General features: G+C 49.2%; 19 protein-coding genes. 4 read left to right on the top strand and 15 right to left on the bottom strand.

All coding sequences use genetic code 11. The features are described 5' to 3' along the window. Nucleotides 1–413, bottom strand: a 413-nt coding sequence (locus ACOJS8_RS21605; protein WP_420150631.1) for an RNA polymerase sigma factor, incomplete at its 3' end; no start/stop codon positions are given. A gap of 506 nt (nucleotides 414–919) precedes the next feature. On the opposite strand from ACOJS8_RS21605, the gene ACOJS8_RS21600 reads away from it, so the two are divergent. Then, on the top strand, nucleotides 920–3,118 hold the full coding sequence (locus ACOJS8_RS21600; RefSeq protein ID WP_420150630.1) for a tetratricopeptide repeat protein: 2,199 nt from the start codon (nucleotides 920–922) through the stop codon (nucleotides 3,116–3,118). 21 nt (nucleotides 3,119–3,139) lie between these two features. Here ACOJS8_RS21600 and ACOJS8_RS21595 read toward each other — a convergent pair whose 3' ends face one another. Then, a complete protein-coding gene (locus ACOJS8_RS21595; protein ID WP_420150629.1) occupies nucleotides 3,140–3,709 on the bottom strand; it encodes a hypothetical protein in 570 nt (189 codons plus the stop codon). Nucleotides 3,710–3,921: 212 nt separating this feature from the next. Between ACOJS8_RS21595 and lpdA the strand changes: the two genes are divergently transcribed. Continuing rightward, nucleotides 3,922–5,322, top strand: coding sequence for a dihydrolipoyl dehydrogenase (gene lpdA / locus ACOJS8_RS21590; protein ID WP_420150628.1), 1,401 nt, complete (start codon nucleotides 3,922–3,924; stop codon nucleotides 5,320–5,322). Between the two features lie 92 nt (nucleotides 5,323–5,414). Further along, complete coding sequence (locus tag ACOJS8_RS21585) at nucleotides 5,415–6,779, top strand: M28 family peptidase (protein WP_420150627.1); 1,365 nt, start codon at nucleotides 5,415–5,417, stop codon at nucleotides 6,777–6,779. An 83-nt stretch (nucleotides 6,780–6,862) separates the two neighbouring features. Here ACOJS8_RS21585 and ACOJS8_RS21580 read toward each other — a convergent pair whose 3' ends face one another. The 4 genes from ACOJS8_RS21580 to ACOJS8_RS21565 form a co-directional block, all read right to left on the bottom strand. Next, entirely contained in the window at nucleotides 6,863–7,999 is a 1,137-nt protein-coding gene (locus ACOJS8_RS21580; protein WP_420150626.1) for a BamA/TamA family outer membrane protein, read from the bottom strand. A 62-nt stretch (nucleotides 8,000–8,061) separates the two neighbouring features. After that, nucleotides 8,062–9,750: a hypothetical protein gene (locus ACOJS8_RS21575; protein WP_420150625.1), complete on the bottom strand. Its 1,689-nt coding sequence runs from the start codon at nucleotides 9,748–9,750 to the stop codon at nucleotides 8,062–8,064. Nucleotides 9,751–9,827: 77 nt separating this feature from the next. Beyond that, nucleotides 9,828–10,319 carry an NADH-quinone oxidoreductase subunit C gene (locus ACOJS8_RS21570; protein ID WP_420150624.1) on the bottom strand — a complete coding sequence of 164 codons (492 nt, stop codon included), beginning with the start codon at nucleotides 10,317–10,319 and terminating at the stop codon, nucleotides 9,828–9,830. 21 nt (nucleotides 10,320–10,340) lie between these two features. Next, nucleotides 10,341–12,326, bottom strand: coding sequence for a M1 family metallopeptidase (locus tag ACOJS8_RS21565; RefSeq protein WP_420150623.1), 1,986 nt, complete (start codon nucleotides 12,324–12,326; stop codon nucleotides 10,341–10,343). A gap of 183 nt (nucleotides 12,327–12,509) precedes the next feature. On the opposite strand from ACOJS8_RS21565, the gene ACOJS8_RS21560 reads away from it, so the two are divergent. Then, on the top strand, nucleotides 12,510–14,099 hold the full coding sequence (locus ACOJS8_RS21560) for an N-acyl-D-amino-acid deacylase family protein (RefSeq protein ID WP_420150622.1): 1,590 nt from the start codon (nucleotides 12,510–12,512) through the stop codon (nucleotides 14,097–14,099). Between the two features lie 322 nt (nucleotides 14,100–14,421). Here the strand turns inward: ACOJS8_RS21560 and ACOJS8_RS21555 are convergent, their stop codons facing one another. The 9 genes from ACOJS8_RS21555 to ACOJS8_RS21515 all read right to left on the bottom strand — a co-directional run bounded on the left by ACOJS8_RS21555 (nucleotide 14,422) and on the right by ACOJS8_RS21515 (nucleotide 23,095). Further along, nucleotides 14,422–14,766: a nuclear transport factor 2 family protein gene (locus ACOJS8_RS21555; RefSeq protein ID WP_420150621.1), complete on the bottom strand. Its 345-nt coding sequence runs from the start codon at nucleotides 14,764–14,766 to the stop codon at nucleotides 14,422–14,424. 149 nt (nucleotides 14,767–14,915) lie between these two features. After that, nucleotides 14,916–15,278, bottom strand: a complete 363-nt coding sequence (locus ACOJS8_RS21550; RefSeq protein WP_420150620.1) for a hypothetical protein — start codon at nucleotides 15,276–15,278, stop codon at nucleotides 14,916–14,918. 77 nt (nucleotides 15,279–15,355) lie between these two features. Next, nucleotides 15,356–18,013: an ABC transporter permease gene (locus tag ACOJS8_RS21545; protein ID WP_420150619.1), complete on the bottom strand. Its 2,658-nt coding sequence runs from the start codon at nucleotides 18,011–18,013 to the stop codon at nucleotides 15,356–15,358. A gap of 231 nt (nucleotides 18,014–18,244) precedes the next feature. Continuing rightward, nucleotides 18,245–19,171, bottom strand: a complete 927-nt coding sequence (locus ACOJS8_RS21540; RefSeq protein ID WP_420150618.1) for a bestrophin family protein — start codon at nucleotides 19,169–19,171, stop codon at nucleotides 18,245–18,247. 84 nt (nucleotides 19,172–19,255) lie between these two features. Next, entirely contained in the window at nucleotides 19,256–19,957 is a 702-nt protein-coding gene (locus ACOJS8_RS21535; RefSeq protein WP_420150617.1) for a sulfite exporter TauE/SafE family protein, read from the bottom strand. Continuing rightward, nucleotides 19,957–20,382: a FixH family protein gene (locus ACOJS8_RS21530; RefSeq protein WP_420150616.1), complete on the bottom strand. Its 426-nt coding sequence runs from the start codon at nucleotides 20,380–20,382 to the stop codon at nucleotides 19,957–19,959. The genes ACOJS8_RS21535 and ACOJS8_RS21530 overlap by 1 nt, the downstream gene beginning before the upstream one ends. Nucleotides 20,383–20,485: 103 nt before the next feature. Next, on the bottom strand, nucleotides 20,486–21,964 hold the full coding sequence (ccoG, locus tag ACOJS8_RS21525; protein WP_420150615.1) for a cytochrome c oxidase accessory protein CcoG: 1,479 nt from the start codon (nucleotides 21,962–21,964) through the stop codon (nucleotides 20,486–20,488). A gap of 111 nt (nucleotides 21,965–22,075) precedes the next feature. Next, on the bottom strand, nucleotides 22,076–22,903 hold the full coding sequence (locus ACOJS8_RS21520) for a cbb3-type cytochrome c oxidase N-terminal domain-containing protein (protein ID WP_420150614.1): 828 nt from the start codon (nucleotides 22,901–22,903) through the stop codon (nucleotides 22,076–22,078). A 21-nt stretch (nucleotides 22,904–22,924) separates the two neighbouring features. After that, on the bottom strand, nucleotides 22,925–23,095 hold the full coding sequence (locus tag ACOJS8_RS21515) for a hypothetical protein (protein ID WP_420150613.1): 171 nt from the start codon (nucleotides 23,093–23,095) through the stop codon (nucleotides 22,925–22,927). Between the last annotated feature and the right edge of the window lie 142 nt (nucleotides 23,096–23,237).

Here is a 23,237-nt window from a genome sequence, read left to right as displayed (position 1 = left end):
AATCGCTGAATCAACTCGCGTAAATGCTCGTGTGTTTCCTGTCGAATCTGGAGCGATTCTACTGAATCCTCCGCAAACTCAAGCGTGTTGAACACACTGCTTCCGTCTTCAAACACCACACTGGGGTAGCGTTTATCTTTTCGGAAATAGTCAATGGCCAAGTTGTGAGCGATTCGGATAATCCAGGGTAGAAATTTTCCCTCCTCGTTGTATTTACCCGACTTGAGCGTGTCCACCGCTTTGATAAAGGTGTCCTGCATTAAGTCTTCAGCCACGTACTGATCTTTGACGATCAAGTAAATAGTCGTGTAAATCTTCGATTTGTGCCGTTGCACTAATTTGGCAAAGGCTTTTTCATTACCACGGATATACAGGGAAATCAACTCACTGTCGTTTACCTGGGCTTTTTCCATTTTCAGTAAGACAATTAGGTAACGTAGAGTTGTGTTCCGATAGTGTACAGTGCGGTTTGTTTTTACGAAAATTTCTGGAATCCAGACATTAAAATAAGAAAGAAAACTCGTTAAATGCAAATAAATCAGGCAGAAAATCTGTTAAACGGTCAGTCTTTCTTTGAAAAATTCATTTTACGTAAAAGAAAATTGCAACTTCTTGTACTTTTGCCAAAACTAGCTTATTCGTAGAAGTAATTGCACTTACATTTGATGGTGCAATATAGATTCTTTTTTAGGGGTGTGCGTTTAAATCAATGAGTAAAATTTCTAAAATCAGTGCCTCTCCCAGACTTCTTAGCGTCTGCTCTATACGTTGAATACTCATTAGACATGGTTTTGACTTAGAAAGTAACATGTCTATGCATCATTTTCGTAGTGTTAATTTTTTACAATCCATTGATTTACTGGACTAACCTTGCTACTTTAGGGCTTGATATCAGCTGCTATACAAGCTGTATATGACTATGCGATCATTTCGGCTTGGAATCATATTGCTTGGTTGGTGCTACACTTGCCTGGGACAGGTGCGTGTTCGTCTTCCGGAAGTGAATTTCGACCGGCGGGGCGACATGGTTTACATGGATAGCTTGCTGAATCTTGGTCGAGGTCATGGGCAATTTGCCGAACGACTGCCACGCAGCCCGCATAATGATACGTTACGTCTGGAAGGACTTCGTTTTATGGCGCTTGTTTTCAAGCAAATGCGGGGGAGTCATCGGGATAGCAGTTTCCTTTATGCCAATACGCTGGAATCGCGGGCTTTATCGTACAATAACATTCTGTATGCTGTTCGAGCCATGATGCTTCAGGAACATTACATACGAACCGTGAAGGGCGATTATCCTAAAGCTTTACAAATCAATCAACGAGCTTCTGAACTATGCCGAAAATTACCGCGCGAAAGCTCCCCCCGATGGCAAGTGCAGATGAATCTGGGAGATATTTACCTGCTCCTGAAAGAATATGACAATGCGCTGGCAAGTTATCAGCTCTCGCAAAAACTACTAGGTTACAATACGTCATTAACGCCCAAAAATCGTAAACTTCTTATTAGTCAGGCCATAACCCAAACGGGGGAGGTGTATGAATTACAGGAGCGATACGGTTTGGCCCGTCAGCAATACGAGACGAGTCGGCAAATAGCTATAGATGCCCACTCGCAGGTAAACGTAGCGTACGCGAACGAACGATTGGGGGATTTTTCTGTGAGCCGTCGGGAGCCGGAACGGGCGATTAAGTATTATGAAGAAGCCTTAAGCGTTTGGGGCCAACTACGCGAGCAATTAGGACAGGCATCCGTTTGGGCGAGACTGGCTGAGTGTTATACGCTGACCAACCAACCCACCCTGGCCATTACGTTTGGCGAGAAAGCACTGGCTATTGCGCGCGAGGCCGGTTATCAACGGATTCGGCAAATGTCTACTCTAGCCCTGTACCGAGCGTATCGACTAGCTAATCAGCCCGTTCAGGCGTTAACTATGTATGAAGAATACAGCGCAGTTCGTGATAGCATTGCTACGTATAAACGAGTGGAAGAGTTATCGGCTTTACAAAAGAAATATGATATTAATCAGGTACGTGCTGAAGCCGATAAAGAACGATTAATCCAACAGCAGCAGTTAATCAACGTACGTCGACAATCTGAAGTTAATTTGCTAAAAGCAGAGGCTGAACGAGAGCAGTTGGCCGGTGAAGCCCGAATGAATCAGCTTCAACAACGGTTGGAAACCGAGCGTCTGCGGGCTGATTCGCAGAAAAGCCGATTAGAGAACCGGGCTCATATTGACAGACTTAGCCATGACATTGAGCAACAGCGGCTTATGCGTTTGTTTCTTGTGGCAGGTTTGGCTATGCTGTTTGGATTTGTAGTTGTTTATTATCGAAAGAATCGCTTAATCAACAGGCAAAATCAGGAAATTGAAGGGCTAAATCTTGAACTGGAAGACAAGGTTATTGCTCGTACGGCCGAACTAAAGCTGGCAAATGATCAGTTGCGGGCCAAGAATCGTGAGATCGAGGAAGCGTTGCTGAAAGGGCAAACGCTTGAACGTAAACGAATGGCAGCTGATTTGCACGATAGCCTTGGTGGACTGTTGTCGGCAATTAAAATGAGTATGTCGGCACTGAACCCAGCCCATATGTCTGATCGGGAGCAGCAAATCTATTATAATCTGCTGAATATGGCGAAAGAAGCATTTGCCGAAATTCGCTATTTATCGCATAATTTACAGCCCGATGAGCTGGAAAAACAGGGTTTGGCCGAAGCCTTGACGCGCCTGGTTAGCAAACTGAATGTATCGCAGAAAGTGACGTTTGAATTGGATATCAAAGCCTTGCCCAGACTAGGAAAAACGGCGGAGTTTAACCTGTATTCAATTTGTATTGAACTTTGTAGCAACATTATTCGACACTCCGAAGCGACAGAAGCCGAAATCATATTCCGGCGATTTAATAATGAGCTGAATATGATAGTAAAAGACAACGGACGAGGAATGAATCCAGCCGATGCTACAGGTATGGGATTACGGAATATCCAGTCGCGGATGGATCTTGTTAAAGGTCGGTATGAAATTCACTCAGGTGAAAATGAGGGCACTACGTTCATTTTTATTTTACCGGTGTCGTCTAATCTACCGGCAGGCGATAGCCTGAGACAGAACTAACGATACTACATTCGTTTCTCCTTAGTTTACTCGTCCCTCCACCAGTAATTCGTTCTTATCGAAGTAAGGTAGTTTCTGAAAACCCGATAATTTATAGTGCTTTACCTGCCATTCGCGCCCAGCGATCGGCCCGCTTTCAAGCAGCAGGTGGCGCTCCGACGAATAAAGAGCATTATTTGTTTGTAGAACAGCTTCAATCCGGCTGGGCTGGTGGGTTAGCGAATCCAGTTGAACGGTTAATTCCCGAACGGCTAAATGTTCTTCCTCTGCTTTCAGCCTGTATTGATACGTTAGGGAATCAGGTCGCAAAATCTGATAGCTACTACGTAGCGCTGGTTTATTAATGTCGGCCTGCGTAAACAGCTCAAGCTCCTTGTTCCAGTTAATATCGTGGGTGGTTTGCTGATTGCGCGTTTCATTCAGCGCTACAGATTTGTTGACAAGCGGTTTCCGGGTCGATAAACCTGCTGTCTGACGTTGTACAAATCCCAGCACATCATAATAAACGTTTGGCTGATTTTGCTGAACAGGATTGGTACAACTACTGGTTAACAGCGAGAAAAGAAAGGCAAATGAATAAAAGAAGCGCATAAAAAAGAGAAAAATAACCCGCCGGTGCGAAGTCTTTATCGAATCACCAACACGATTTTTTGCAAATCGGTTTAGGTAATCAAAATCTGCACCTAATTTGCATTTAGTTTGGACGAAAGATGTTAGACATAAGACGAAGGATATAGTCATTACGTTGATGTCTTTCTACTTACGTCTTTTGTCTCTCTATTTAGTTCTCTTTATCAAATTCTATGGAATACGATGTTATAATGATTGGTTCGGGGCCAGGTGGCTACACCGGAGCCATACGTTGTGCACAGCTCGGACTGAAAACGGCCATTATTGAAAAATACCCAGCGCTGGGTGGTACTTGCCTCAACGTCGGCTGCATTCCGTCGAAAGCGCTTCTCGACTCAACAGAGCATTATTACAATGCGGCTCACACCTTTGCTGAGCATGGCATTAAGCTGAATGATTTGCAGGTCGATTTGGCGCAGATGATTGCTCGTAAGGCCAGCGTGGTTGAGCAAACAACGAAAGGCATTACGTTCCTGATGAAGAAGAACAAAATCGACGAAATCCACGGCGTCGGTTCATTTGTCGATCCACATACCATCAAGATTGCAAAATCCGATGGATCGGAGCAGACCATTACGGGTAAAAACATAATCATTGCCACCGGCTCGAAACCGCTGTCGTTCCCGTCGATGCCGATCGATAAAAAGCGTGTCATTACTTCAACGGAAGCTCTTACGCTTCAGGAAGTGCCCAAACACCTGATCGTAATTGGTGCGGGTGTTATTGGGGCCGAGCTTGGGTCCGTTTATGCACGGCTTGGCGCTAAAGTATCGTTTGTGGAGTTTGCCGATTCGATGATTCCGACCATGGATAAAACGATGGGTAAGGAACTTCAGAAAGTAATTAAAAAATTGGGCGCTGATTTTTATTTCAGCCACAAGGTTACGAAAGTCGAAAACACCGGCGATGAGGTTGTTGTCAGTGTTGATACGCCAAAAGGCGACCAAATCACGCTGACGGGCGATTACTGCCTGGTTTCGGTAGGTCGGCGCCCTTATACAGATGGGCTGAACCTGGAAGCTGCCGGTGTTAAAGTTGATAATCGGGGGCGGGTTGAAGTTGATGATCATCTGCGTACCAATGTTCCCCATATCTATGCGCTTGGCGACGTAATACGGGGAGCCATGCTGGCACACAAGGCCGAAGAAGAAGGGATATTCATTGCTGAAACCATTGTTGGTCAAAAACCGCATGTGCATTACCGGTTAATTCCGGGAGTTGTTTATACCTGGCCAGAAGTTGCTTCAGTAGGCTATACGGAAGAAGAAGTCAAACAGCAGGAAATTCCGTATAAAGTGGGTTCATTTCCATTTAAAGCACTCGGACGCGCGCGGGCCAGCATGGACGTGGATGGATTGGTAAAAGTGCTGGCACACAAGGAAACTGATGAAATTCTGGGTGTCCACATGATTGGTGCCCGTGCTGCCGATATGATTGCCGAAGCGGTAACCGCTATGGAGTTCCGGGCATCGGCTGAGGACGTAACGCGGATGTCGCACGCGCACCCGACTTATACCGAAGCGTTCAAAGAGGCCTGCTTAGCCGCTACGGACAACCGGGCGATTAATATGTAAAAAGAGAAGAAGCCAAAACGAACAAAAGCCCGGCTGCTACGTAGCAGCCGGGCTTTTCAGTATATTGCCATGAATCAATACAGCCGCCAATCATGAAAAAAACGCTTACACTTCTCTGCACACTTTTTATTGGCTACGCGCAGGCCCAGAATCCCGATTCTGTTACGATCCGAAAAATTTATAACGAAGCGCTCGGCAATGGTAAATCCTACGAATGGCTGCGGTATCTGACCAAGCAAATCGGCCCTCGGCTGAGTGGTTCCACGGGTGCGCAAAAAGCCGTCGACTGGACAAAGCAGATTATGGAGCAGCAAGGTTTTGATCGTGTGCTTTTGCAGGACGTAATGGTACCGCACTGGGTTCGGGGAGCCAAAGAAGTGGCTTATATTCAGAACGGTAAGCAAAAAACGAACGTACCAATTGCGGCCCTCGGCGGGTCTGTGCCTACAGGACCGAAAGGTGTTGAAGCGCAGGTGATTGAGGTGAAAAGCTTTCCCGAGTTGCGGGCTATGAGCCCTGATAAAGTCAAAGGGAAGATCGTTTTTTACAACCGCCCGATGGACCCGACCAAAATCAATACGTTTGAGGCTTACGGTGGCGCGGTAGACCAGCGTGCGAACGGTGCCACCGAAGCGGCCAAACTCGGCGCTGTTGGGGCTATTGTCCGCTCGATGACGAACGTACACGATGACTATCCACACGTAGGCGGGATGCGTTACGCTACGGGTGTACCTCTGATTCCGACGGCTGCTATTAGTACCAACGGAGCCGATTTATTGAGTAAGTCGTTGCAGGAAAACCCGAACCTGACGTTTTATTTCAAACAGAACTGTGAGACGTTGCCCGATGCGAAGTCCTATAACGTAGTGGGTGAAATCAAAGGCAGTGAAAAACCCGATGAAATCATTGTGGTGGGTGGGCATCTGGATTCGTGGGATCTGGCCGAAGGAGCACACGATGATGGCGCTGGATGCGTGCAGTCGATTGAAGTGCTACGTATTATGAAGGCGCTGGGAATCAAGCCGAAACGTACCATTCGGGCCGTTATGTTCATGAACGAGGAAAATGGTTTACGCGGTGGAATTCAGTACGCTGATCTGGCGAAAAAGAACAACGAAAAAACCATCGCGGCTGTCGAATCAGATAACGGCGGATTTACGCCCCGTGGATTTGGAATCGTCGGCACGCCCGAACAACGTAGCAAAGCAATCGCCTGGAAACCGTTACTGGCGCCTTATGGGCTGCATGAGATCGGCGCGGGTAGCGGTGGAGCAGACATCGGTCCGCTCGCTCAATTAGGTACAGTACTGTTTGGTTTTAAACCTGATTCGCAGCGTTATTTTGATTATCACCACACGATGGTCGATCGCTTCGAAACCGTCAGCCAGCGTGAACTTGAATTAGGCGCTGCGTCGATGGCTGCTCTGGTCTATTTACTCGATCAATACGGACTGTAAAGAATGTATGATGTGGGATGTATGATGTATTGCTTTCGCGTCAGCTACATCATACATCCTATATCCCACATCCTATATCATTATTAAAACGCTTCTCCCGTAAAGATGTAAAATCCAACGCCTTCACGTGTGACGCCCATATCGGCGCGGAGGTACACATCTTTTTTCTTAAAGAGCAAATAGCGAATACCCGTTCCAGCAGTTGGTAATAAATGACTGAACTGAACCTTATTCAACTCAGGAGCTACCGTACCAACAGCGGCAAAAACAACGGCCCCAAAGCGTTTGCTAAACGGAAACGGCAACCAGCGGTACTCAACCTGTGCGGCTGCATAAAACTTATCCCGATAGCGTCCCCAGTAATAGCCACGCATGGTATTTTCGCCCCCCAGGAGAGCCAACTGGTTGAACGGTACGTTGCCTGTCATCATATTGCCATACACTTGCCAGGCTAATACCTGCTGAGGCCGTACTGTGTGATAACCCCGTACATCGGCTATAAAACTATTGACCGAGAGCGTGCTGCCCCGCGATGGCCCGTAGTCGAGGTAAGCTACTTCGGCAAAAAAACCTTTACGGGGCGTAAGCGGATTTGGGCGACTATCGTAGATCAGGCCGGGACCTAAACCCAGATTTGATGTGCCCTGGCTGCCTAGTGGTAAATCGTGGGTAAGATTTTCGGGCTGTTTGAAATCAACCCGGCTTAAATGCTGATAGTCAATTTCGAGGCCACCAAATAAATTGGGCTGGAGCCGTCGCATGGCTCGTTGCCGAAACAAAATAGAAAACGCATCAACAGTGGCCGGGTGCTTTCCATGACTTGCCGGACCAATACCGTAATAAAGTAACGGAAATCGTTGGATGCGTACCTTCCCCAGGAAAAACCATCGGTCTTTGTCGCCGTAAATCGCGTTTTCCAGATTGAGTCCGTACTGACCACGTAGCGTAACAAAGCCAAAAGCTTGTAGCTCACTCAGCCGATTGAGGGACGTATCGTTTTTTGCATGGTATAAATAAAGCGACGATACGCCTAGCTCGACACTGGTTTCGGGGGCATAAGCCGCTATTGGGTAAACCAGAAGCCTGGGTTTTGCTGGCGATGTAGTGTCGTTCAGAAAATGGTCAATTACGCGTCTGACAAGCGTTTGTGATACCGCACAGTCCGGTAGACCCACGAATAACCCTCCCAGCAAAAGCGTAAGTACTTGTCTAAAAACCATTGGCAGCATGCTTCTATACGTATTAGAAACGACCCCGAAGACCAAACCAAGCAAGGGTAAGGCTACAAATTCTTGTCAATAACTTTTCTCGCTTCCTCAAAATCGGCGGGCAGCGGTGCATTCCGCTTTACAATTTTACCGGATCGGTTCACAACAGTTGCCGAGGTCTCGTCGTCAGGGCGGAGCCGCTCAATCGCATCGTATAACTGCGAGTCGGTCAATAACAGATGGTCGCCTGTCAGATTGTAGCGAGTGGCCAGTTCAGGCCAAAGCGTTTTATCGTTTATAACGGTTGCCGACGCCATCGTCATGGGCAAATAAACCAAGGCAAAATCGCGGGCACTGTAGGCACTACGTAACCGTTGCGCGTCGAGAGCTGCTTGTCGGGCGGCTTCGTCGGTGGGCGACACCAGCAGCAGATAAATAACTTTACCCCGGTTTGCGTTAATCACCTGATCGAGTAGGCTCGAACCATTGCCCAGTTCATCTTTCGTTACAAATATTCCAGGTGAAATCTCCAAAGCATTGGTGCGCGTATCGATTTTACGGAACGTTTGCATAGCTGCCCGGATGCGTGTGCTGTCTTTTACTTCAAGCCGGTACAATTCATCAATCGATTGGGCCAGGGCTGGGTCTTTGATTTGCGGACGGGCATACTCGTAAAGTAACCGGGCAAAGTTGAGCGTTACGGTCGGCAGCGAAACCGCCAGCCAGTAAGCCGCCAGATAATCGACCGTTGTGCTGTCGTACTGGCGAATAGCCCGCTGGATCAGCGTTTCGTAATTTACCAGCCGCTGAAGCGTATCCGGGCTACGTTTCATCAGTTTATCAAAAAACTGTAGATCCGCCTGACGAGCCGAATTCGCGGTTGCATAGTCGTTCAGGCGGAGTCGTTCTTCGGCCGTTATATTTTTACCGTAGCGATCCAGAAGAATTGACAATGCTCTAACCGTAATTCCATTGGAACGATTACCTGCCTGAGCGGAAAGACGTTGGGTGACATACGTAGCAAATCGATTCATGGCCGACGCCCGTGCTGCCGTCAGAAGCCGGTCGTTGGGTGGACGTAACGAGTCGTTTAAGGATTTGCTTATATCGTCGTTTTCGTAAGTCGCTTTGTCATAAACAAAAGCCGCTGCATTATAACGGTCGGTAAAGCTGACCCACCGGTACAGCAATGGAAATGGTTTTTCTTTGGCTGCAAACGCCATAAAAGGCGCCTTGTACGAGTTGACAACCAGCCGGTAAGCAGCGTCATCTCCTAGGCCGCTGACGCGTGTCGATAGTTTTTGGCCATCAGGCTTGTCTGGATACGTAGCTTCAAACGCTTTATAGCGGGCAAACTGCTGATTAACCTGTGCATTGACTCCGCCGAACCGGAACGGAACGGCGGCTGTAAAGAGCGAATCTGCGTTCAACTCGATGGTTAAGGTACCCGAAGAAGCCAGAAAAGCCGTTGAAATACGACCGTAGTTAAAGTACATTTCCTCCTGCGGGTAAATAAGCGGGAGCGATACCCGAAACGTACCGTCGATATTTAGCGGAGCCGGACGTACCAATTCCCGATTTGCCTGCAAAATGTTATTCCGACTAACCGTTACCGTGGGGGCTTCCCGATAAAGCCGGGCCGACAGATTGCGAACCCGTCCCGTCACAATAACGGAATCGGCAGATTGGGCGTAAGATTGCGCAGGAAGCAGGTAGCCAGTGAAAAGTAGGAGAAGAAAAAGGCGCTGGTAAAGGTTTTTCATTGCTTTTTGACAAACAGATAAAGCAATAACAAACGAAAAGACCAAACAGTCAACCTCCGACCGAAAATGCTGACGAGTTACTGGGTTTTTATGCCGTGATATTGCTCTTCTTCCTGATAATCGGTACGTAACGGATGGCCAACCCAATCGGTGGGCAGCAAAATCCGGCGAAGATCGGGGTGATTCTCAAACTGAATGCCAATCAGGTCAAAAGCTTCCCGTTCGTGCCAGTTGGCCGTTCGCCATATGTGTGCTACACTCGGTACCGACGGCAGGCTGGTTCCCTGAGTATTACGTGGTATGATGACTTTCAGCATCAGGTCATGGCCGTACGGAATGGACGTCAGATTATAAACGACTTCCATTGTGTTGACTTCGGCCCCGTTGTCGATTCCGGTTACGCAGGCCAGCAAGTCGAAAAATAGCCGCTCGTCGTCGCGCAGAAACTGGCAAATCGCTACGAATCGATCCGTTGGAACGGTAAGGTATGGCTGCAAATTTTGCGTATTGGCTTGTAAATTCAGGCCAAATTCAGCCGTAAGCAGATCGTTTATTTCCTGGAAAGTCATTCGCTTTTACAAAATATAAATTTACGCCAGCCAGGCTAGCCACTGCATCCAGTTTTCAACCCAGAATAAGAACCTGGTCGCAAATTTAGCCGCTGGCGCCGATGAAGGCTTCAGCGTCAAGCTATTATTATTAAAATCCGTGTCCATGTAAAGCTTCTGCTTCGGATCGACAACGGCCCATAAAACGTTGGCATTTTCCGTCAGTGTAAACTGGCGCTGGCGGGATTTGCCGTCCCAGAAAAGCATAAGCTCTTTGCCATTCTCAAAATGAACCAGTACGTCAACCGGCATTTTGGCGTCGCCGTTACGTTGTACGGTAATCGTAGCATTCGCATTCCGGTTCCTGATCGACAGTAATTCGTAATCCACTACGTTATCGCCATAGAGAGCCTGGTCAAAAAACCAGTTCATATCCCGGCCGTATTTACTGCCCAGCCGCTTCGGTACAATTTCGTTGACAATATCGATAAAATCCTGCCCATCGGGATGTTTGAACTTCCAGCGGCTAAAGTACGTCTGCATGATTTCGTCCATAACGGGCCGGCTTACCAAACCTTCCAGCGTTCGTAACCACGTAGCGGTTTTCATGTACGTGAGCATACCGTACTGACCATTGGGCAACTGCCACGTATTTCCAAAGGATGAGCCAAGCGCCACATTATCGTCATGAACGTAGTTATCCCGTGAACTTTCCAGATCGCCCATCCGAAAGCCGAACAAATTGATCATCGACGTACGCGCGCCATACGTAGCGTCCATAATTCGGCCTTCGTAATATTGATTAAATCCCTCATCAAGCCAGGCTTCTTCGAACTCATTGGTTGCCAGCAATTGCATAAAGTACTGGTGACCGAATTCATGAACGGTAACAATTTCCGGAAACAGGACACCATCCGGTAAGCCCCAGCTTGTTCCAGCCGTAATAAACGTCGGGTATTCCATACCAAATGAACCTTCGGCATGTAAAGGCGGATCGACAATGGTCAGATTTGGGAACGGGTATTTGCCAAGATGTTTGTCAAAATACGTCAGAGCTGCTTTAGCCGCGCTTATGTAACGTTGTGCCTGATCGGCATGCTCTGGCTGCATCACCGCTTCGATGTCGACTTTCCCGCCCGACGGCGAATCCACCGCACCGGCGGACCGGCCGGGCCGTTTCCAGCTGTCGTTTACAACCTGAAAATGAGGAGAAGCGGTCCAGGCGAAATCTACTACGTCTTCGGCATGATATAGAATCGTTTTGGTGCCGTTGGCATGGATTTTTTCGGACTGAAAAAGGCCCGTAGCACTTACCCAGTATTCTTTAGGCGTAGTGATATTTACGTCGTAAACGCCGTAGTCGGCATAAAACTCCGAATGGGCATGAAACTGGTGGCAGTTCCAGGCGCCTTGTTTGGCCGTTCCGACGGGTTGGTAGCGCGTTCCGGCGGGTTCGTAAACGCCAATTTTAGGGAACCACTGTCCAACCAGAAAAAAGTCGCGGCTGAAACCCGTACGGGCAAATATTTTTGGGAGTTTCGCCCGGAAAGTTACGTCCAGAACAATCGTTGCGCCCGGTCCTAGGGGTTTGCTGAGCGGTACCCGAATCACTGTCCGGTCGTTTGGATTCTGGTCGTCGGGTTGAATAAACTGGTACGCCAGTGCCTCGCCGGAGCGTGTTTTCATCGACACAATATCGATGGAGCCATACGGATCTTCCTGGGCATTTCGATTAATCTGAGTGCTACGTAATTGACCGCCCGACTCGCGCATGAACGTAGATTGTTCATTCCGGAAAGCGTTGAGATACAGATGAAATTGTAATTCACGGATCACATCATTCGAGGCATTACGCCAAGTCAGCGTTTCGCGCCCGACCAGTTTTTTTGTGGCTGGATTGAGCGTTACGTCGATCTTGTAATTCGCCAGACGTGGACTCAACGGCGCTGAAAAAATAGGCTTCGTCGCCTGTGCCGAGCCTGAAAGGTTGGCAACCAGCAAAAGCCAAAAAATAAGCAGGGGTTTCATCTGACGTAACTGAAAACCTTTCAACTTAAGTAAAATGTGTAGGCCAAAGATACTGGTTATTGTCGTCGGAATTTCGTGATGATCCTATCCGGACTACACCAGGATGCGGTCAGGTTAGGTTCTGATGAGAAAAACCGCCATATTGATACGTAAAAGACGCTTTTGAATACCCTGAACGTAACGATGAAACCTTATTTTCTTACGCTGATTGGCTGTCTGCTTGTTTCTTTTTTTGCCAATGCACAACCGTATGATCTGGTTATCAAAAATGGCCGGGTCGTGGATGGTACGGGTAATCCCTGGATTTATGCCGACGTAGCGATCCAGAACGGACGTATTGCTAAGATAGGAACGATCCCATCAGCCGACACCAGGCGTACCATCGATGCTACTGGACTGATTGTATCGCCCGGTTTTATCGACGTACACGCGCACGTGGAAGGAAGTCTGGAAGCGCAGCCGGGCGCGCCCAATTTTATTCACGATGGCGTTACAACGGTCATAACCGGCAATTGTGGCGAGTCAAGCTCGAATCTGAAAACCTATTTCGATACGTTGCGGCTGATGAAAACGTCTGTCAACGTCGGCTCGCTGATTGGGCATAACTCGGTACGTATGAAAGTGATGAAAATGGCGTTTCGTGAACCGACCGCCCGTGAGCAGGCTGAGATGGAAACGCTGGTTGAGCAGGCCATGAAAGACGGTGCAGTCGGCATATCGACCGGCTTGATTTACACGCCCGGTACGTATGCCCGAACCCCCGAAGTGGTTAATCTGGCTAAAGCCGCATCGCGCTACGGTGGCGTTTACGCGTCGCACATCCGTAACGAAGGCCAGAACGTTAAACAGGCCGTGGAAGAAGCAATTCAAATCAGTCGCGAAGCGCATATTCCGGTCGAGATTTCGCATTTTAAAGTGGCCAGCAAACCACTTTGGGGCAAAAGCACCGAAACCGTTGAACTGGTGGAAGGGGCCCGTCGGGAAGGATTGGACGTAACGGTTGATCAGTATCCGTACACCGCTTCCAGTACGTCGCTGGAAAGTATTTTACCGTCGTGGGCGCTGGCCGATGGCGATTCGGCAGTATTGATCCGGTTCCGCGATCCAGCGCAACGTAGCAAAATCCGGAATGAAATGCTGGATGCACTGAAGAAAAATCTACGTAAGAATTACGAGTACGCCGTAGTAGCCAGTTACAAACCCGACACTACGTTCAATGGCATGAGCATAAGTGCAATCAACCAGAAACTGGGCCGAAAAAATACGGCTGAATCCGAAGCCGATCTGGTAATGGAATTGATGGAACGGGCCAGCCTGAAACATATCCAGATGGTTTATCACACGATGTCGGAAACGGATGTAGAGAACATTCTGCGGTACCCGAACACGATGATTGCTTCCGATGCGGGCGTTTCCAGATTCGGTTCTGGGATGCCGCATCCGCGGGGCTATGGTACAAACGCCCGCGTGCTGGGACGCTACGTTCGTGAGCGGCACATTATCCCGCTGGAAGAAGCCATCCGCCGGATGACGTCTCTGCCTGCGCAACGATTCAAGTTAGCGGATCGCGGTTTGTTACGTTCTGGCTACGCGGCCGACGTGGTTATTTTTGATGAAAAAACCGTAGCCGACAAAGCGACATATGAGCAGCCCCATGCGTATACAACCGGCATTGCGTGGGTGCTGGTCAACGGAGCGCCGGTCGTTGAAAATGGGCATCATAACGGTCAGCGACCTGGCCAGTTACTGAGGGGGCCGGGGTTTGAGAAATGAGCTGTGAGGTAGTCTGAAATTGTAGGTTTCCTGTAGTCCAGACTATTTTTGAATCGAATGTTATAGCCTTTAAAGTTTTCCAGACCTGACCACGCTTTAATCAAAGCCAAACGAAATAAACCCTAACAAATAGGTCAGTAGAGGTGAGACTATACAACAATATTAATTACAGAAAACATGCTTTAGCTTATGGCAGCGAGCTGATTACTTAAGAGGTAGAAATCACCAGGACTGATTCCTATCAGCTCAGCCTACTCAGAAAAGGAATTGCGCACGAAACTATGAATTTCGGTACAAGCCATTCTGAAAAGGGAGCACCTGGTTAATGTTCAATGACCATTGTGCGTACTTTTCCATGCTCGAAGCTATAGACATGGTTGAGTTCACTATCGCTCAACAACTGACCCTCTAAATCGTTGATGATCTGATGCACCCTGACGGCAATTTGTCCTGCTGGTCTTACCGAAAAGGAGAGAGGTTCTACGGTAGGATTGATCTGTTGCCATTGACGGAGCCAGTAGGCACGGACCTCTTCGTGACCTGCCACATAACCACCTTCCCACCCGTTTGGCCAGGCCACATCGGTATGCAGATGGGCTAAAACCGCATCAATATGCCGGGCATTAAAATCCTGATAGAGCTGACGAAGAAGAGATTGATAATCCATAGCTTAACGAATCGTTTCATCCATGAGAGACGTTGCAAAGCTAAGCTGGGGGTACCCCAGCTCGTCGTCAGTAGCAATTGAGATTTTGACAGATTTTCTTGATAATACTACGCTTAAAAGTATGATATGCTGCCAGAAGCGTACTCGTATTACTCTGAATTTGCCATGAGCTTCCGTTTCCTGTATCTGGTCTGGTAACCGACAATCGCGACGGTAATAACCAGCGATAGAACCCCTACTAACGTAGCAATCGACACAGCCATGTCGTGCAGGGGTGGTGCTACGTTCTGGGAAGCAAACGCGCGAAACTTTAATACGTCTTTCTGTAGTGTAGTCATACCCGCTACGTCAAACGTCTGGTTATAATGAAGGGGCTGTCCATTCCTGTTGCCATCAATCTGAATCGAAAGCGTCTGATTATCGTCGACAATCCGCGTTTTCAATCGGGATGATGACTGAGCTGCTGCAAACGTGCTAACGCTTATGAGCACGATGATTATTAGATGTTTCATAGTTGTGTTAGTTATGGCAGGGGTTGCTCGGGGTGCAAGGATTGTTTTGCTATCCCTACACCCCGAGCTATACCCTGCTATTCACTACGTAGTGATTTTACCGGATTCACCAGCGCGGCTTTGACGCTGTGGAAGCTAACTGTCGCCAGCGCGATCAGGACGGCCGCAACACCAACCAGCACGAAAACCCAGATGCTTATGTCAATCCGATACGGGTATTCCGCCAGCCACTTGTTCATCAGGAACCAGGTCAGGGGCGTAGCAATGGCCAGCGCAATCAGTACCAGTTTGACGAAGTCGCGGGAGAGCAGGAGGATGAGACCGGGAATGCTGGCACCCAGCACTTTCCGAACGCCAATTTCTTTGGTCCGTTGCTCAATCGCCATCAGCGCTACAGCAAACAAACCCAGGCACGATAGCAAAATGGCAATACCGGAAGCAAAGCTGAAAACCTGCGCCATCGAATCCTCATTCCGGTACCAGGCATCGATATTTTCGTCCAGAAACGAACCCGTAAACTCGGCGCCCGGCGCTATTTCGCTCCAGATAGCTTTCAGCTTGTCCATCGACGTAGTAAGGCTCTGTGGAGTGACCCGAACGAAGATGTAGGCGATCGCTTCGGTGTGTGACAGATGCATCGTAATCGGCTTTTTCTCCTGCTGCAACGAATACAGATGATAATCCGGAATGAGACCGATAATCTGGTATTTCCGGCCAGCCGTGTCGGTCTGGAAGAACTTGCCGACGGGGTTTTTCTCGTCAATCTGACGGGCCATACTCTCCGAAATAATTACCCGGTCCAGCGAATCGGAAGCATAAGCTGGATTAAACTCACGACCAGACAGAAGCTTGATATTCAGCGTTTTAAGATAATCATAATCAATCAGCAGCCAGTCGGTCGAAATCTCCTTGTCTTTGTACGTAAAGCCAAGTACTGCCCGCGACGTACTACCATCTTTTCCGCGCCCCAGGTTTACGCCACTACCCGTAATGGCCAATACGGTTGGGTCGTTGGTCAGCTTGTTACGTAAGCGCTGGAGGAGTTGCCGACCGCTGTATTTATTGCCAACCGGAATGCTGATTACCTGCTCTTTCTCAAAACCCAGCGGTCTGCTACGTAGGTAACTAACTTGCTGAATGGCAAAAATGGTGCAGCAGGTCAACAGGCAGGAAATCGTAAACTGGGTTACGATGAGCGAGTTACGCAGAAAACCTGGCCGTTTCATGGTGATTTTTCCTTTGAGTACCTCCACCGCATTGAATTTTGCCATTTGCCAGGAAGGGTAGCCACCCGCTACCAACGTAACGAGCAGAAACATGGCCAGGATGCCGCCAATAGCACCCGGCTGAAGCAGGGACGTCAGATTGATTTTCGCGTTGAACTGTGCATTAAACGCCGGAACCAGTAGATAAGCCATCAACGAACCAATCAGAAAACCAACCAGACAGATCAGCGCTGATTCACTCCAGATCTGCGCAAATAACTGCTTCTTCAAGGCCCCCAGCGACTTACGTACGCCCACTTCGCGGGCGCGGGTGAACGAGCGGGCAATGCTCAGATTGATAAAATTGATGCAGGCAATCAGCAGGATGAAAAAAGCAATGCCCAACAGCGCGTAGACGATAGCAATGGGCGCGCTGGAATTGGATACTTCCCGATCAAAATGGACATTGGCAAGCTTTTGCAAACGTATTGCCACTAAATCACCACGTTCGTCGGGTTTGGCACCCTGCTTCTTCAGCTTAGCCAGTTCGCCCGAAAAATACGTTTGGGCGAACGGTTTCAGACGGTTTTCAAGTGAAACCTGATCAACATTCGGCGCTAGTTTCACAAAAACATTGTGCGATAAAGCATCCCACTGATCTTTCGAGTCGCGATACGTTGAGGTATTCTCGATCCGGGCAATCACATCGTAATGAATCGTGGAGTTATCCGGCGCGTCGGCCACTACGCCCGACACAATATACTGCTTTTTATTGCCCTCATTTCCGAGCAGCAGCGCCTTCCCGATAGGCTCTTCATTCCCGAAAATGGCTTTGGCGGTGCTCTCGCTGATCAACAGATTACTCAGGTCCCGCAGCGCCACAGCCCGATTGCCTTTGAGCATCGGAAACGAAAAGACGCTCAGAAAGTCAGCATCGGCATAGATAATCGGTTTTTCGACGTATTTTCCTTTGTACTCAATCAGACTGCCGCCCATTAAAATTCGTGTAGCTGCCTGTACTTCCGGATAAGCCGCCTTCAGGGTGGGCGAGAGCGGCATGGGCATTCCCCCGGATCGCTGGGCCTTGGCCGGTTCGTTCAGAAACCGATATACCTGAAAAATACGGTCGCCGTCCTGATGAAAGGAATCGAACGTAAGCTGACGATACACCATCAGAAACAGGAATGAACAGACGCAGAACGCCACCGAAAGACCAACTACATTGATGGCCGTGTACCCTTTACTGCGCCAAAGCGTACGAAAAGCGATTTTTAGATAATTACGAAGCATAGCCGGATGGAATGATGAGGGTTGTGGGTATGGCGTGGATTGACCGCGCCGACGTAGCACGAACGGAGGCAGCACCGATACTACGTTCAGGACGTAACGAAGGATGGCCTGTGGCTCACCAGCTCGTTGATACCAGTACGTATACAACTCGTCCAGATCGCCCTGAACTTCTTCGAGCGTTTCGGCCGGATGAAGCCAGGTCAACAATCGTATTGTCCAGCGAGGTGGCGATGGATTCATGTATTGCTACGTTCCATTAGTCTACATTTTATCGTACAAATCCATTGCCAAAAACAAAAAACCTCCTTAAACGAACGTAACGCGCTGTTTGAGGAGGTTTTTCAGCCTGAAATTGTCCATTAGCGGACAACCTTCGTCCGGTTCGGGACGCGGGGCGAAGGGCTTGGAACAGCGGGTATGGGGGTGGGGTTAGAGAGTTTTATCGCTTTACCCTATGCCCCAAGCCCTCTGCTAATTCACTTTTATATAATCAGCTTCAGCCTTGGGCGCAACGGTTACCGAAGGCGTTACGCCCAGAATTTCGTGCATGTTCCGGCGGATGGTTTGGGCAATTTGATTCAGGGGTAAATCGTTGCAGTCCAGCCCGAACGGTTCTTCGATTTCGTCGCCAATCATTTCAATGCCAATCAGGGCGTAGGCGGCTAACGTAGTGGCCACGATAGCGAAATAGCCGTACGTTTCGACGAGGACAAACGGAATCAGCAGCACATATACCGTAATGAACAGCTTGATGAAGAAGCTGTATGAAAACGGAATTGGGGTTCGTTTGATACGTTCGCAGGCGCCTGTAATATCGAGTAAAGCCTGATGATACAGCCGGATTGTAATCAGATCGGCATCGTTTACAATCTGGTCCTGACGTAGCGTTTGCGTTCGACGTAACAGCAAAGCTGCAATCCGGCTGGGAACGTGAGCGTATTGCGTCAACGCTTGCAGTTCGCCATCGCCGGGGTCGTCCAGTTCGCTAAAATCGACTCCAGTACGGAGATGGCCTTTCAGCGCCAGCGCAAAATTGGAAAGGGTTTGAGCGAAGTAAATTCGGTTGTTAGTCGCGTCATCGGGCAGCAGTGCATCCAGCAGAACGGCCAGATTCCGACTGTAATTGACCAGCGATCCCCACTGTCGGCGCCCCTCCCAGAACCGGTCATACGCCGTATTGGTCCGGAACACGAGCAGTAAGCTTAACGTAATGCCCAGGAGCGAAAACAACGTACCGTCGAAGGGTAAATTAACGTCGATGACGTGCTGATCAATCAGCGTGAGCAGGATGCCGTAGAGACTGACGAGACCCACTCGTCGCAAAAGGACCCGAATACTAAAGCTGGTATGAAAATGTTTGAGGGCGCCCCACCAATCTTTTGCTTCGTAAATAATCACAGGTTGTCGAGGAAGAACGTAGTGTTGATGTCTGTTTACGGAATCAATATACGCACGCACTCGACAAATCCTGATAATAACCCATCATTTCCCGGTGATTAGTCCATGACAAATTGGAATAAGATCGGCCGGACTGGTTGGCAATTGATAGTTGGCCAGACCGCGCCCAATCAGCAGAAAAGCCACCACTAACGTAGCGATGGAAAGAATATGATTGAGCCGCTGACGGCCTACGTTCGTTAACCAGTTGATTGTCAGGTTGACGCCAAGTAGCGCAGGCAAAGTGCCCAGGCCAAACAGAAGCATATATGAGGCTCCGGCCAGCGGTGTGTTTGTCGCCAATGTTCCGGCTAAGGCCAGATACGTAAAACCGCAGGGTAAAAGACCATTTAACACACCCAACAGACCGAAACTGGTCCATTTCGGCTGCTGTAAATAATGACGGAACGCCTGAGAAATCTGCCCATCGAGCCACGACCAGCGTAATCGGGCGGGAAGCGCTTTGCGCCAGAGGAAGCTTACCAGGAGAACTACGCCACTGATAACAGCCAGCGGACGTTGCCAGCCGATCAGGTTCAGGCCGAAGCTCATCGTTCCGGCCAACGAACCTAATGCGCTATAGGTAATGATACGTCCGGCATGATACAACCCTACCGCTTGCCACCGTTGCGAGCGCGGCAACCGACCGACGGGCAGGGCAGCCGCCAGTGGCCCGCACATACCAACGCAGTGAAGGCTACTGATGAGTCCGGTCAGGAAAGCGGTGGCAAGCCAGGGGAACATCATTATAGAAAAATTTGCTCTTCTTTATAATACTCACGCTGTCCATCCGACCAGGTGAACTGCACCCGCCAGTTGCCTTTTGCCAATGAACGGGTCGGAATAACCTGCCGCGTGGGATGTTGGGCCGAAATTTTTACCCGGAAATCCTGCTGACGGTCGCCGGGACGGTAAAACGTAATCTCTCCTTTTTGCAAGGTGCTGGGCAGCACGAATACAACCTGCTGCTGGTCGGCTTGGTACGTCATCGTGGTAGATAAATTATGACGGGCGTTGGCTACCCGGTCGATGTGTTGCTGAAATTGAAGTTCGTTCTGGTAGTAATTGTCACTGACCAGATCGATGTGCTGGCGAGTCATCTGATACACCATCGTACCAATGAAGCCCGCAAACAGCACGAACACCAGAATGATTGACTTTCCCCAGTTCATTATTTTAATGATTGAATTGTTGAATGATAGAATGATTGAATAACTGACGCAACGCAGGGTAGCCGGAGGTATTCAATCATTCTATCATGCACTCATTCAAAATTCAGTTTACCGGTCCTAAAAAGGTTGTTTTGACTTCATCAAGTACGGCCCCATCCGAAATGACTTCGACCGTAAGTTTTGTACTGCTTTGCTGAATGGATTTCTCCGGTAACAGAATAAAAAACATTCCTTTCGTGAGTTCATCGGCAGGAACTCGAGTGATGGGCTGCACCATGCGTAACGTAGCGCCCGAGTAGCTCACACGGAACGTAACGGGTTTGTCCTGATGCGTTTTATTCACCAACTCGACCAGATATAGATTCGAAACCATACCGCCCGTTTCGCGCTGATACAGTTGCCCCGGTGCGCGCAAAATCGTCGTATCGAGGTCAGAACGGTTTACTAGCAAAAAGGCCCATACGCCCATCAGAAGCAACAGCACCAGACTATAGCCGATCATGCGGGGCGTCAGGCGCCAGGGCCGACGGGTCTGAATGCCTTCCAGCGAATCGTAACGAATCAACCCGCGCGGCCGACTGATCTTGTCCATTACATCATCGCAGGCATCAATGCAGAGTGTACAGTTTACACACTCCATATGAATGCCGTTACGTATGTCAATCCCCGTTGGGCAGACCTGTACGCAGAGTTTACAGTCAATACAATCGCCTTTGGACAGAGGGGTAAGGGCGGAGGACAGAGGACTTACCGCGTTGATTATTTCTGATACGTCCTTATCCCTTAGCCCCACGCCCTTGGCCCCACGCTCTATTTTTCCACGTGGCTCGCCCCGCACATCGTCATACGTAACAACCACCGATTGTTTGTCCAGCAATACGCTTTGCAGCCGCCCGTACGGGCAAATAGCGGTACAGACCACCTCGCGCACGTAGGCAAATACGCCGTAAAAAAGGCCCGTGAACACCAGAATGGCCGCTAGTCCGCCGAGGTGATTGGCCGGGTTGTCGGTCATGATTTCCAGCAGCGCATCTTTCCCAATGATATAAGCCAGAAACGTATTACTGATAGCAAACGATATCAGAAAGAAGAGCGTATGCTTAGCGGTTTTCTTAAGGATTTTTTCGGTTGTCCAGGGAGCCGCATCGAGCCGTTTGCGAGCGTTCGAGTCGCCTTCAATCCAGATTTCGATACGTCGGAAAACCATTTCCAGAAAGATCGTTTGCGGACAAATCCAGCCACAAAATACCCGTCCATAAATAACCGTAAACAGAACGATAAAGATGATCAGGACCAGCGCCCCAATGGCTACCAGGTAAAAATCCTGCGGCCAGAACGTAACGCCGAAAAAGTTGAACTTCCGTTCCAGTACGTTGAACAGAAACAGGGGCTGCCCGTCGATCGTCAGAAATGGACCAGCAAACAGCATGGCCAGCAGTACCCAGGCCACTACGGTCCGCCAGCGATAATAGCGCCCCTTCACGACCTTTGGGTAAAGCCACTGCCGCCCAACACCCGATTTTGATTCAAGTTGGCGGATGGGACGATTAGCAGGAGCCTGTGCGTTGAGTTGAGAGTTCATTGGTTTTGTTGTATGTGTAGAGACGCAATACGTTGCGTCTCATTGGCGTCAGCAATAACCATCCGGGCATGAGACGCGAGGGATCTCCGGTCCGCTGGTGCGGTCTCTACATTATTGCATCGCTACCTTTGGGGTAGGTGCGGCCGCTGGCGTTACCTTTTCACCCTGCGGTTCTTTGGCACCGGCGGGTTTGGTTCCCTGCAGCGACAGGACGTAACTGGATACCTGCTGTACCTGAAGAGGGTTCAGTTGTTTCTTCCACGAAATCATGCCTTTTTCGGGTACGCCTTCCGTTATGGTATGAAACACCGCTTTGATATCGCCACCGTGCAGCCAGTATTCGTCTGTCAGGTTAGGACCAACTTTGCCCTCGCCATTCTGACCATGACAGGCCGTACAATATTGATTGAACAGCGTTTTACCCGTTTCAATGCCTTTCTTATCCGTGAGCAACGTAACGGTATTCTCGTTGATTTTTCCCGCTACCAGCTTGATGTACTCAGCGCGGGCTTTTTCGGCCACGGCCATTTCCTGCGTGTATTCGGTTTCCATAATACTACCCGTGCGAAACGTATGGAAAACGAGCCAGTAAACCACCGCAAACGCAATGGTACCGTAAAACAGGCCCATGAACCACGGGGGGGTAGGGTTATCCAGTTCGGCGATACCGTCGTACGCGTGTTCCATCACCAGGTCTTTTTCCTGATTCAGTGGCCGTAGGCCCGCCATGCGCTGCCAGAACGTTCGGGTATCTTTAACTGTCTCCGTTTGCGGGGTCAGCGCCTTCCAGAGAATGTAGGCCAGGTACAACGTAATGACCAGTAAAAGTCCTGCGGAAACCGTTATCAGCATTAATACGACCACCCAGGCCAGGTCTTCGCCGGAGGTCAGGTTCCAGGCTGATGTTTTCGCGCCGGGGTCAAGTATCGTCGTTAGCATAAAGTTCATAAATCGTTCAGATTAAGCGTCGGTGGAGTCGTCTAAGGGCAGGTTACCCATCTGGCGGAGGTGACGTTTATCCGCAAAAGCCAGATACAAACCCACCAGCAGAAAAAAGGTGAAAAACATCAGGAACGACCCCACCATGTAGAGGTCGGCCCCGGGAATTGTTGAGATGAATTGTTTGAACATAGTAGCAGAGGGGTAGGGGCATAGGGCATGGGGTAGGGGCAGAGGGTATGGAGTTAGGTTTTACCCTCAGCCCCAACCCCCAAGCCCTATTCCACGTCATTTTTACAATTTATTAATATACGATACCAGCCTTTGCAGGTAG

Origin of the sequence: Spirosoma sp., from assembly GCF_048594605.1 — a bacterium.
Classification (GTDB): Bacteria; Bacteroidota; Bacteroidia; order Cytophagales; family Spirosomataceae; genus Spirosoma.
This window is presented reverse-complemented; position numbering and strand designations above follow the sequence as displayed.

Coding starts and splice junctions, on each gene's coding strand:
- ACOJS8_RS21545 (WP_420150619.1), bottom strand. CDS start 18,013: ATGAATCCATCGCCACCTCGCTGGACAATACGATTGTTGACCTGGCTT.
- ACOJS8_RS21565 (WP_420150623.1), bottom strand. CDS start 12,326: ATGAAACCCCTGCTTATTTTTTGGCTTTTGCTGGTTGCCAACCTTTCA.
- ACOJS8_RS21595 (WP_420150629.1), bottom strand. CDS start 3,709: ATGCGCTTCTTTTATTCATTTGCCTTTCTTTTCTCGCTGTTAACCAGT.
- ACOJS8_RS21600 (WP_420150630.1), top strand. CDS start 920: ATGCGATCATTTCGGCTTGGAATCATATTGCTTGGTTGGTGCTACACT.
- ACOJS8_RS21575 (WP_420150625.1), bottom strand. CDS start 9,750: ATGAAAAACCTTTACCAGCGCCTTTTTCTTCTCCTACTTTTCACTGGC.
- ACOJS8_RS21520 (WP_420150614.1), bottom strand. CDS start 22,903: ATGCTAACGACGATACTTGACCCCGGCGCGAAAACATCAGCCTGGAAC.
- ACOJS8_RS21530 (WP_420150616.1), bottom strand. CDS start 20,382: ATGAACTGGGGAAAGTCAATCATTCTGGTGTTCGTGCTGTTTGCGGGC.
- ACOJS8_RS21550 (WP_420150620.1), bottom strand. CDS start 15,278: ATGAAACATCTAATAATCATCGTGCTCATAAGCGTTAGCACGTTTGCA.
- ACOJS8_RS21535 (WP_420150617.1), bottom strand. CDS start 19,957: ATGATGTTCCCCTGGCTTGCCACCGCTTTCCTGACCGGACTCATCAGT.
- ACOJS8_RS21580 (WP_420150626.1), bottom strand. CDS start 7,999: ATGGTTTTTAGACAAGTACTTACGCTTTTGCTGGGAGGGTTATTCGTG.
- ACOJS8_RS21585 (WP_420150627.1), top strand. CDS start 5,415: ATGAAAAAAACGCTTACACTTCTCTGCACACTTTTTATTGGCTACGCG.
- ACOJS8_RS21560 (WP_420150622.1), top strand. CDS start 12,510: ATGAAACCTTATTTTCTTACGCTGATTGGCTGTCTGCTTGTTTCTTTT.
- ACOJS8_RS21555 (WP_420150621.1), bottom strand. CDS start 14,766: ATGGATTATCAATCTCTTCTTCGTCAGCTCTATCAGGATTTTAATGCC.
- ccoG (WP_420150615.1), bottom strand. CDS start 21,964: ATGAACTCTCAACTCAACGCACAGGCTCCTGCTAATCGTCCCATCCGC.
- ACOJS8_RS21515 (WP_420150613.1), bottom strand. CDS start 23,095: ATGTTCAAACAATTCATCTCAACAATTCCCGGGGCCGACCTCTACATG.
- lpdA (WP_420150628.1), top strand. CDS start 3,922: ATGGAATACGATGTTATAATGATTGGTTCGGGGCCAGGTGGCTACACC.
- ACOJS8_RS21570 (WP_420150624.1), bottom strand. CDS start 10,319: ATGACTTTCCAGGAAATAAACGATCTGCTTACGGCTGAATTTGGCCTG.